This is a genomic window from Kitasatospora sp. MY 5-36, assembly GCF_001182915.1.
In the GTDB taxonomy this organism is placed as follows: Bacteria; Actinomycetota; Actinomycetes; order Streptomycetales; family Streptomycetaceae; genus Kitasatospora.
Window position 1 is genome coordinate 1 of sequence record NZ_LFVW01000888.1, and the last position, 3536, is coordinate 3536.

Below are 3536 nucleotides of genomic sequence, written 5' to 3' on the forward strand. Positions count from 1 at the left end.
TCGGCATCACCGTCGCCGTGGTCGCCGTCTTCGCCGCGGCCTTCGCCCTGGCCGGCCGCGAACGCGGCTTCCCGGCGGTCGCGGCGGTGTTCCTGCCGCTGGAGCTGGCCGCCGGCGCCCTCTTCGACCTCGCCCAGAGCACCTGTCCCTCGCTGCCGCCAGGCACCGGACACGGTCTCCAGCCGCTGCTCTGCGGCGGCGGCTCGCTCGGCGGCTTCCTGCTCGGCCACGGCGTCTCCGCCCAGACCGGCCTGCTGCTGCTCCTCCTGCTGCACACGGTGATCGCGCTGGCCGGCGCCTTCTGGCTGAGCCGCGCGGACGCCGCGCTCTGCTGCCTGGCCGGGGCCGTCCGGATGCTGGGCGAGTTCCTGCACCGCCACCTGCCGGCCGCCGCCCGCTGGCTGCGGCTGCTGGTCGCGCCGCTGCCGTCCCGTCCGCCGTCCCGGGTGCCGTTCCCCCGGGCCAGCCGCGTGCTGGTCCCCGCCGAGGACGTCGTCGTCCGTCCGGCCGTCCGGCGCGGTCCGCCGGTGTTCGCCCTGGCCGTCTGAGCCACGGGCTTCCCCGCCCGCTCAGTCGGCTGTTCTCTCCTCCCGCGCTGGCCCCGACCGGCCGCGCCGACCCGTACGCCCGAGAGCACAGGACGACACCCCATGAGCAACACCCGCAAGACCGACAAGAAGGCCTCCGCCACCGACCGCATGCGCGTCGCCCGCGCCCAGGCCGAGCGCTCCGACCGGATCCGCCGCCGGGTGGTGGTCGGCGGTGCCTCCGCCGCCGTGCTCGCCCTGGTGGCGGGCGTGGCCTTCGCCGTCGGCGGCTCCTCCGGCTCCGGTTCGAACGCCGCGAACGGCCCGCTGGTCGTGCCGGCCAACGCGAGCGGCACCAACGGCACCGTGATCACCTACGGCAAGGCCGACGCCCCGCACACCCTGGACGTCTACGAGGACTTCCGCTGCCCGTTCTGCGAGCAGCTGGAGACCACCACCGGCAAGGCGATCCAGCAGCTCGCCGACGACGGCACGTACAAGGTCGACTACCACCTGGCGACGTTCCTGGACAACAACCTGGGCGGCAAGGGTTCGCGCACCGCGCTGGCCGCGGCCGGCGCCGCGCTGAACGAGGGCGTGGACAAGTTCAAGGCGTTCCACGACGTGCTGTACGCCAACCAGCCGGACGAGCGCGAGGACGGCTTCGGCGACGTCAACCACATCCTGGACCTGGCCGGCCAGGTGCCCGGGCTGAAGACCGACGCATTCGTCAAGGCCGTCCAGGACGGCACGTACGCGCCGTGGGCGGCCAAGGTCAACGAGGAGTTCAACAAGAGCGACGTCACCGGCACCCCGACCGTCAAGCTGGACGGCAAGAAGCTGGACGTCCTGAACAACGGCAAGGCCGTCTCCCCCGAGCAGTTCACCGCGATGGTCAAGCAGGTGACCGGGTGACGGCCGGCGCCCCCGCCGGGCGGCCCGTGTACGGCGCGAGCCGCCCGTTCGCCTGGCTGCTGCTGATCGGCGGCGCCGTCGGCCTGTTCGCCTCGACGGTCCTCACCCTGGACAAGATCCGGCTGCTGGAGGACCCGTCCTACGTCCCCAGCTGCAACATCAACCCGATCATCAGCTGCGGTTCGATCATGCGCAGCGACCAGGCGGAGGCCTTCGGCTTCCCCAACTCGCTGATCGGGCTGGTCGCCTTCGGGGTGGTGATCGCGGTCGGTGCCGGGCTGCTGTCCGGGGCGGCGTTCCGGCGCTGGTTCTGGCTCGGCCTGCAGGCCGGGACGGTGTTCGGCATCGGCTTCGTGACCTGGCTGATGTACCAGGCGCTGTACCGGATCGGCGCGCTCTGCCCGTACTGCATGGTGGTGTGGGCGACGGTGGTGGCGCTGTTCTGGTACACCACGCTGCACAACCTGCGCTCGGGTGTGATCCCGGTGGGCCCGCGGCTGCGGGTGGCCGTCCGGGAGGCGGCCCGCTACCACTGGGTCGTCCCGGCGCTGTGGTACGCGGTGATCGCGCTGCTGGTCCTCAACCGGTTCTGGTACTACTGGAGCACCCTGCTCTGACCCCGTCCGCCGCCCCCGCCCGCGCGGGGGCGGCGGTCCGGCAGGTCAGAAGGCGTACGCGGCGACCTCGGCGAGGAGTTCGGCGCGGCGCTCCTCGCTGATGAAGGAGGCGCGGAAGGAGTTGGCGGCCAGCCGGCGCAGGGTCTCCTGGTCGAGGGCGAGGGCCTCGCGCACGGCGCGGAAGTTGTCCTCCACGTAGCCGCCGAAGTACGCCGGGTCGTCGGAGTTGACGGTGACCAGCAGGCCGGCGTCCAGCATCTCGCGCAGCGGGTGGTCGGCGAGGGTGTCGATGCAGCGCAGCCGGACGTTGGAGAGCGGGCAGAGGGTCAGCGGGACCTGCTCGCGCACCAGGCGGGCGACCAGCTCGCCGTCCTCCAGGCAGCGCAGCCCGTGGTCGATCCGCTCCACGCCGAGGACGTCCAGCGCCTCGGTGATGTACGCGGCCGGGCCCTCCTCGCCCGCGTGGGCGACCCGGCGCAGCCCGGCCTCGGCGGCCCGGCGGTACACCTCGCGGAACTTGACCGGCGGGTGGCCGACCTCGGCGGAGTCCAGGCCGATGCCGGCGATCCGGCCGAAGTACGGGCGGGCGGCCTCGAAGGTCTCCAGCGCGGACTCGGCGGACTCGTCCCGCAGGAAGCACATGATCAGCTGCGTGCTGATGCCGTACCGCTCCTCGGCGCGCTCCAGCGCCCGGGTCAGCCCGTCGACCACCACGCCCAGCGGCACCCCGCGCGCGGTGTGCGCCTGCGGGTCGAAGAAGATCTCCGCGTGGCGGACGCCCTGCTCGGCGGCCCGGGCCAGGTAGGCGTCGGCGAGGTCGGCGAAGTCGTCCTCGGTGCGCAGCACGGCCATCAGCGCGTAGTAGAGGTCCAGGAAGGACTGGAGGTCGCTGAAGGAGTACGCCTCGCGCAGCGCCTCGGTGTCGGCGTACGGCAGCTCGACACCGTTGCGGGCGGCGAGCTCGAAGGCGAGTTCGGGCTCCAGGGTGCCTTCGATGTGCAGGTGGAGTTCGGCCTTGGGAAGCGGCATGTGGGTGTCCGAGCGCTAGCGGGGTGGTCCTGAACGTGTACGGAAGGATTCATCCTATGATCCGCGCCGACGGACCGGGTGCAGCGGCGGCGGTCGGCGGGCACCCTGGAGGAGGGGACTTCCGCCGAGGAGGCACCGAGATGCGGCACGCCGAAGACCCGCACATCCGGCCCGCGGGCATCTCCGCGCACGCCCTGGGCAACGACACGCTCCTGCACGAGCTGGAGCAGCTGCACCGCACGCGGCACGAGACGTTCCTGTACGGCTCGGAGGAGGCGCTGAAGCGGCACACGCTGCGCACCGGGGAGCTGGAGGCCGAGTACCTGCACCGCTTCCCGAGCCGACAGGTCACCGCCGCGCGGACCAGGGCCGGGGCCCGCGCCCGGGAGGCGGCGGCCCGGGTGGAGTCGCTGCCGGAGTGACGGGGCGGGCCGCGCGCCCGCCGGGA

At 73.0% G+C, this 3536-nt stretch carries 5 protein-coding genes; 4 read left to right on the forward strand and 1 reads right to left on the reverse strand.

The annotated features are described in order from the left end of the window. From AE652_RS37770 to AE652_RS37780, 3 genes are all read left to right on the forward strand, one after another. Nucleotides 1-548, forward strand: a 548-nt coding sequence (locus AE652_RS37770) for a hypothetical protein (RefSeq protein WP_049659823.1), incomplete at its 5' end; no start/stop codon positions are given. A gap of 102 nt (nucleotides 549-650) precedes the next feature. Further along, nucleotides 651-1442: a thioredoxin domain-containing protein gene (locus AE652_RS37775; RefSeq protein ID WP_049659825.1), complete on the forward strand. Its 792-nt coding sequence runs from the start codon at nucleotides 651-653 to the stop codon at nucleotides 1440-1442. Continuing rightward, the gene (locus AE652_RS37780; RefSeq protein WP_049659826.1) at nucleotides 1439-2059 is read left to right on the forward strand and encodes a vitamin K epoxide reductase family protein; all 621 of its coding nucleotides are present in this window, start codon (nucleotides 1439-1441) and stop codon (nucleotides 2057-2059) included. The genes AE652_RS37775 and AE652_RS37780 overlap by 4 nt, the downstream gene beginning before the upstream one ends. Before the next feature lie 45 nt (nucleotides 2060-2104). Here AE652_RS37780 and AE652_RS37785 read toward each other — a convergent pair whose 3' ends face one another. Beyond that, nucleotides 2105-3088, reverse strand: coding sequence for an adenosine deaminase (locus AE652_RS37785; RefSeq protein WP_049659827.1), 984 nt, complete (start codon nucleotides 3086-3088; stop codon nucleotides 2105-2107). 140 nt (nucleotides 3089-3228) lie between these two features. On the opposite strand from AE652_RS37785, the gene AE652_RS37790 reads away from it, so the two are divergent. Next, entirely contained in the window at nucleotides 3229-3510 is a 282-nt protein-coding gene (locus AE652_RS37790; RefSeq protein ID WP_049659828.1) for a DUF6158 family protein, read from the forward strand. Nucleotides 3511-3536 lie beyond the last annotated feature (26 nt).

What these genes read in the sequence shown, in the direction of transcription:
- AE652_RS37775 (WP_049659825.1), top strand. Translation starts at nt 651, where the DNA reads ATGAGCAACACCCGCAAGACCGACAAGAAGGCCTCCGCCACCGACCGC.
- AE652_RS37790 (WP_049659828.1), top strand. Translation starts at nt 3,229, where the DNA reads ATGCGGCACGCCGAAGACCCGCACATCCGGCCCGCGGGCATCTCCGCG.
- AE652_RS37785 (WP_049659827.1), bottom strand. Translation starts at nt 3,088, where the DNA reads ATGCCGCTTCCCAAGGCCGAACTCCACCTGCACATCGAAGGCACCCTG.